Origin of the sequence: Roseinatronobacter ekhonensis, from assembly GCF_900499075.1 — a bacterium.
GTDB lineage: Bacteria > Pseudomonadota > Alphaproteobacteria > Rhodobacterales > Rhodobacteraceae > Roseinatronobacter > Roseinatronobacter ekhonensis.
Genome location: NZ_UIHC01000091.1, coordinates 1 through 5,550, shown reverse-complemented (window position 1 = coordinate 5,550; position 5,550 = coordinate 1). Strand labels below are relative to the sequence as shown.

Annotated in this window: 3 protein-coding genes and 1 pseudogene; 1 reads left to right on the top strand and 3 read right to left on the bottom strand. The window is 57.3% G+C overall.

The features are described 5' to 3' along the window. Window positions 1–849, top strand: an 849-nt coding sequence (locus ROE7235_RS18460) for a TrbL/VirB6 family protein (RefSeq protein WP_245964030.1), incomplete at its 5' end; no start/stop codon positions are given. A 79-nt stretch (window positions 850–928) separates the two neighbouring features. Here ROE7235_RS18460 and ROE7235_RS18455 read toward each other — a convergent pair. From ROE7235_RS18455 to ROE7235_RS18445, 3 genes and pseudogenes are all read right to left on the bottom strand, one after another. Next, the gene (locus ROE7235_RS18455; protein WP_245964029.1) at window positions 929–3,145 is read right to left on the bottom strand and encodes a S8 family peptidase; all 2,217 of its coding nucleotides are present in this window, start codon (window positions 3,143–3,145) and stop codon (window positions 929–931) included. Between the two features lie 124 nt (window positions 3,146–3,269). Beyond that, window positions 3,270–4,352, bottom strand: coding sequence for an AAA family ATPase (locus tag ROE7235_RS18450; protein ID WP_121097264.1), 1,083 nt, complete (start codon window positions 4,350–4,352; stop codon window positions 3,270–3,272). A gap of 416 nt (window positions 4,353–4,768) precedes the next feature. Then, window positions 4,769–5,234, bottom strand: a pseudogene (locus ROE7235_RS18445) (type IV secretory system conjugative DNA transfer family protein); the annotation flags it as partial. Window positions 5,235–5,550: the final 316 nt, after the last annotated feature.

The following is a 5,550-nucleotide window of genomic DNA, read 5'->3' as shown; positions in this document are numbered from 1 at the left end:
GTTACAGATTGCCTCGCAGCATCACATCACAGGGTGGCCGGATGCTCCGGAATCAGTGGCCGGATAAAATCGGAATGGGTGGCCGGATACTTTCGGAATCACTGGCCGGATGACCCCGGAATACGCACTGTGGGGGGCGGCGGGGCAGGAGCCACTTACTTTGCTGCCGAGTTTGACCGGCTGATTATGGAATTCAGCCAGTACCTAAACGCCATCGGCAACAACTTGAACTGGATGACAGGCGCAATCCTTGGCGGTATCGGTCTCGTTATGCTTAGTCTGCTCGGTTTCATGACTGGCATCGTGCTGATCTTCGCTAAGATGATGCTGACATTAATGCTCGGCCTCGCACCGATCATGATCGCGCTGTCGCTTTTCGACGCGACAAAGGATTTCTTCCACAGGTGGGTTTCGACCACAATCAGCTACGCCTTCTACCCGATCGTGATCGCAGCCATGTTCTCGACCGTGGTCGGCATGGCCAACTCACTCCTTGCCCAGATCGGCGACCCGAATTCCGCGACCAACATTGGCTCGCTCGTGCCATTCTTTGTGATGGTGTTTCTAGCGAAAGGCTTTGTCGCGGCAACACCCCTGATCGTGCGGGGTATCTCCGGGAACCTGATGGTGGCCGCTGCACCCGCGATCGTCAGCGGGTCTGCAGGATTGCTGCGGGGGCTGGTAAATACGTCCGGCGTTCAGGGCAGGGCTCGGATCGGCGCGCTCACTACAGGTGAGGCGATCGGGCGCGGGGCGGTACAGACGCCTGCTACAGTGCGGAGCGCTGCGGCGACCGCAAGTGCACAGGTGGTCAGGATGGCTGAGAGGGCGAAGCGGTTGATGGGCTAACGAGCGTCAGCCGATACAGCCTAAATCTATTGAGGCCGGTATGGTGGCATGAGTTTCACATACAGTTTCTATCCGAGCATTACACCCCGACCTCTGCTACGTTGAGGTTCGCAATCGCTGTTGCAACTTCGGCGTACAGATCGGCCTCTACGTCACCGGCGTCCAATTCAACGACCAGTCCAAAGCGCGCAGCCTTTTGATCGACGTTCTGAACCGACTTGGATTTCCACCAACCCGCGACCGGGTGGACAGCGAGAAGATTGCGGCGCGCAAGATCTGAGGCGGGACAACGAAGCTCATCTATGTGCAGAGAACCGACGTCACGCCGATTGCGGCCGAAGATCCAGCCGTCGTTGTCAGCTACGGCTTCAGCATCGGCGTCATCAGCAAGCTTGTTAATTCGTGCCTCGAACTGCGCCAGGTTTTCGTTGGCACGGTTCAGCTTAAATCTCAGGTTATGGGAGGCGTAACGGAATTTTGAACCCCGAGCTGCTTCCGATGGATTGGGCTCAATGAAGGTGCTGAGTGCCACGCGAAGCGTGACTTCCGTTGCGCCAAGCTGCCGAAGCACCTCTCTGGGCCAAGGAAGCTGAAAGAATTTCATCTGGTTGTGGACCGGCTCCGCACCAGCAGAGGCGCTCGGCCGGTATGGGGTTATCGTGTCCTGAACGATGAGAGATAATGCATTTGCTGCACTGCGCTTAGCGCGTACCGGATCAGGAACGCCGTAGCCGTATCTCTGAAACAGCCGTGCGAATTCGCCCTTCGATGGATTTGCGGGAAGGTGCGCCTTCATCTGTTGTGTCCATCGCGCGGACGAGACGAAGATCGCCCGGATCGTTTCTGGCCATAGGTGTGGGTAGTCCTCCCAGAGCTCGGTGATCGTCTTTGCTGCCAATGCCGTCGCGGCGCTCGTGTCAGCAGTCGTAGTAAGCGAACGCAATGGATATTGATGGTCCGTGGTAAGAAGCGCCAGCGCAGGATGGTTCAGCGGTGGCGGAAGGTGATCTTGAACCCAGTTGCCACCCTCCATCACGACGTCGGGTTTGATCGGCCAGTGCTTGGACCAGCTTGCAGTGCGCGACGACGGTGCAAGATCCCCCATTGGAGCAACGGCCGTTCCGGGCAGGCCAGCAGGCAGCCTGACCTTTTCGGTGTATGCACCTACGCAGATCGGGTTCCATGCCTGAGCTGGCGATTCAATCTCATGATCGGGATCATCACAAATCGAGAGGTAGTCGGCTCCTTGAAAACGGTTCTGATTCGTGTTGCCCGCCGAGATCACAAACAGTCTCTGCCGATGCTGATTGCCCGAAACGCCAGCTGTCAGCTGATCGATTTCGCTAGACCACGACGTCGGGGCGCCGTCGTGCGGTGTGTCTTCGTCGGTCGTACTCGCCATCGAAAAGGTTCGGCCTCGCTCAGCGCTCCCTTCGACCGCATTAACCGCATTGAGCACTACGGCTCCTAGCAAATGGTGAGGGTTCTGGCCAGCATCAGGGATGATTTTGGCGGACTCCAACCGATGCCTGACCTGAACCGGTATGTTGCTTTGGATCACCGGGAGCAGATCTCCAAAGAGCGAAAGGCCTGCAAGTTGGGTGCCATGTCCTCGGGTGTCGTCTAGACCCCAACCCAGGTGGGCTGCGTGGCGATCGGCCGGATCAAGGAAGGACCGAATGAGGGGATGGTTAAGCCCCACGCCGCTGTCGAGAAGCGTGATGTATCTGGGATTTGCTACGTCGGGCAGCTGCAAGAGCCGTTCCATCGCCTGGGCCCACTCTGCTTGTTCCTCAGGCGGCATTCCTTCGAAGTAGTCGGACATGACAGTGGGGGCGGCCAGAGCCTTCACCGCTCCAAGGTTGCGAACGGCCGCTGCGATCTGATCATGCGTGCCATGACCGACTACGACAATGTCTTCGGGGAACTGCAAACGATCACCCTCGAAAGCAACCCCCAAGGCCTGCGCACGCTCAAGAAATTGATCGGCCTCATTTCGTTCAAGCCATATCTCCCAAGGATGGACCGGACCACGAGCAGGAAATCTCAATGGTGGACTCCGCCAAAGGGCCCGCAAGCCAGCTTCAACTATGGCTGAAATACTTTGAACCAAGTCAGCGTTCTTCGGCCGATCCTTCTTCGTATTTTCATCTTGGAAGGCTTCGACCTTCTTCCGGAGCTTACCCAACCCGATTGGTGACGCAAAAACGGTTGCATGGGCAGGAGCTGCTTCATTCTCCAGGTCGGCAGAAACCTTGAGAAGACGAAGGCCGCTGGCGTCCAGGCTCTTCGTCACAAATGGTTCGTTTGGCCTAGCTTGGATCTCGAGGTAGACGCCGGGCCGATTTTGCTCCCCTAGGTCACCGAGAGCGTCAATTGCCTGCAGTAGCGCTTGCGCGTGTGCGCGGCGATTTGGAACGTCACTTGGACGATTTGCCTGACCGCCGCCCTTCGCCTGAAACGCGATTGCCTGTCCTAGGCCGTTTACGATCAGGTGCGGGCGATTGCGTTCCATTCAGCGATGTTCCAAGTCCTTGCAACGAACGCCTGCGCTCCATTGAGGCGATAAGCGTATCCGTCATAATAATGTCTGTAGAGGACAAGACAGCGCGTCTCCCCGCATCTTCCCCTGCCGCAACAACATCTGCCGTTGAAAGGCCTTCTGCAACCCTAGATACAGCGTCCCAATCAACGCCATCGACGTTGAAACCGATAAGGCGGCGTTTCATCGCCTTCTGGATGGCTTCCCTAGAAGGAAGTTCATAGGGCAGAACGAGTTCGAAACGCCGAAGAATTGCCCTGTCGAGAATCTCGGGAATATTTGTGGTCGCGACAACTATCGACGGGCCAGTATCTTCATCGAGAAACTGCAAAAACGAGTTTAGAATTCGCCTAGCCTCGCCAACGTCGTTTTCGTTTCCACGGGAAGCCGCCAGCGCGTCAATTTCATCAAACAGATAGACACCACGCGTTGTGCGGATCGCATCGAAGATCAGACGCAGTTTCTGCGCGGTCTCACCCATGTACTTAGTAATCAGTCCGTGCAAGAGCACCGTGAATAACGGAAACTTAAGCTCGCCAGCCAACGCCTCGGCGCTCAGCGTCTTTCCTGTGCCTGGCGGGCCTGAGAAAAGAAGACGTCGCCGAGGGTGGAGCCCCTTTTCCTCAAGCAGGTCACGCTTTCGGGTTTCTACAACGATCTGGCGCAATTCGTCGGAGATATAATCGGGCAAGATTAGATCGTTGAGTGTGGTCGTCGGATAACGCGCACCAAGGATGCCAGCGAGATCGCCACGCGGGGCAGCCAGCGGTGTCAGTTTCGCAGTCGCACTTGATTGTGGAACGCGCGATGCGTCTGCCCATTGGCGCAGCTGTTCCGCCAGCCGGGTGTGGCCACGCTGCTCTTCCGCCGCGGCAAGCTGCATCGCGAGGTCGAAAAAACGCTCTTCGTCTCCCTCCGCGTGGCTCTTTACGAGCCCAATAAGTTGCTGTGCCGACGCCATTTTCGAGCCTTTACGACTTTTTCGGCGCATTTAAAAGTTATACGCCGTCCTCCACTGCTTAGCAGTGCCTCAGGTTGATGCGCCAGCAAAACCAGCCGTGACACTAGAGTTTTTCCGTGGCGTTGCCACTGAGACTCATACTTTCACAGGATATGACCATCTGCGAAACGCTTATTACACATGCTCAGCAATGATCGCCTTCGTAGTCTGAATTGCAGATGCCAGTGCCGTCCGGTCTGCTCTATTGATCCCTAGCCGATCGATATCGAGCGACAGCTTACCCTGACCAACACCACCCGCCGCAGCCCGTGCCGCTCGGCCCCGCGCCCGACCTGACAGCGCCGGCTTAGGGTCCTGATTCTCCGTTACATGTGCTTCAGCGGCAGTCGACGCGGCCGCGGCTCCAGAACCATTCGCCCCCGAAGCCGCCCGCACCTCCTGCAGCTCCTGCTTCAGCTTCTCCACTGTCTCGCGGGTTTCGGACATCTGGCGATCCCGCCGCAGCCCGTCTTCGTCAGGATATGGGAAGCTGCCCGCCTGACCCGCATGCAGCACCTTCAGCGCCGGGTCGTCGAAATACTTGATCCGCCGCGCCCGGATCGGCATCTGCGCGTCGATCACGAGGATCACTTCGTCGAGGTCCATGCGCCGGGCCTGATCCTCGGTCAGAAGCGGAGTGTCTTCGGTACGCTCCGACACACTGCGCCCCTCGAATGGGTTGCGCCCGACGGCACGGGACCGTGTCACCACGCGCTTGGTGGTCTTACCGACTGCCTGGCTCAACTCTTCGATGGTCTTTTGCTCGGACGGGGTGAGGTAGAGCTTCACACCAGCGCCGCCCTGAAGGGACCGCCGGGTGTTCTCACCATAGATGTCGCGTAGCCCTTAATTGTGAGATGAGAAATTCAACGAAATCAACGGCTGTGCTTTGCCCTTAAATATGAGATTTTGCCTTTAACTCCGATATTTTTGCCCTTAAACCTGAGACAGGGTTCACAGGCGTGTGCGGCAAATATCGATGGACAAAGATGGCGAAGGCACCGTTGCCGTTGGTGCGGAAGAGGTGCGCAGTGAAGTGGTCCGGCAAATTTGGACAGCGTGCTAAGATGTATCCAACGCGCACGAATGGATACGAGAATGACAAAGCGACGGAACTTTTCAGACAAGTTTAAAGCTGCTGTGGCGCTTGAGGCGCTGC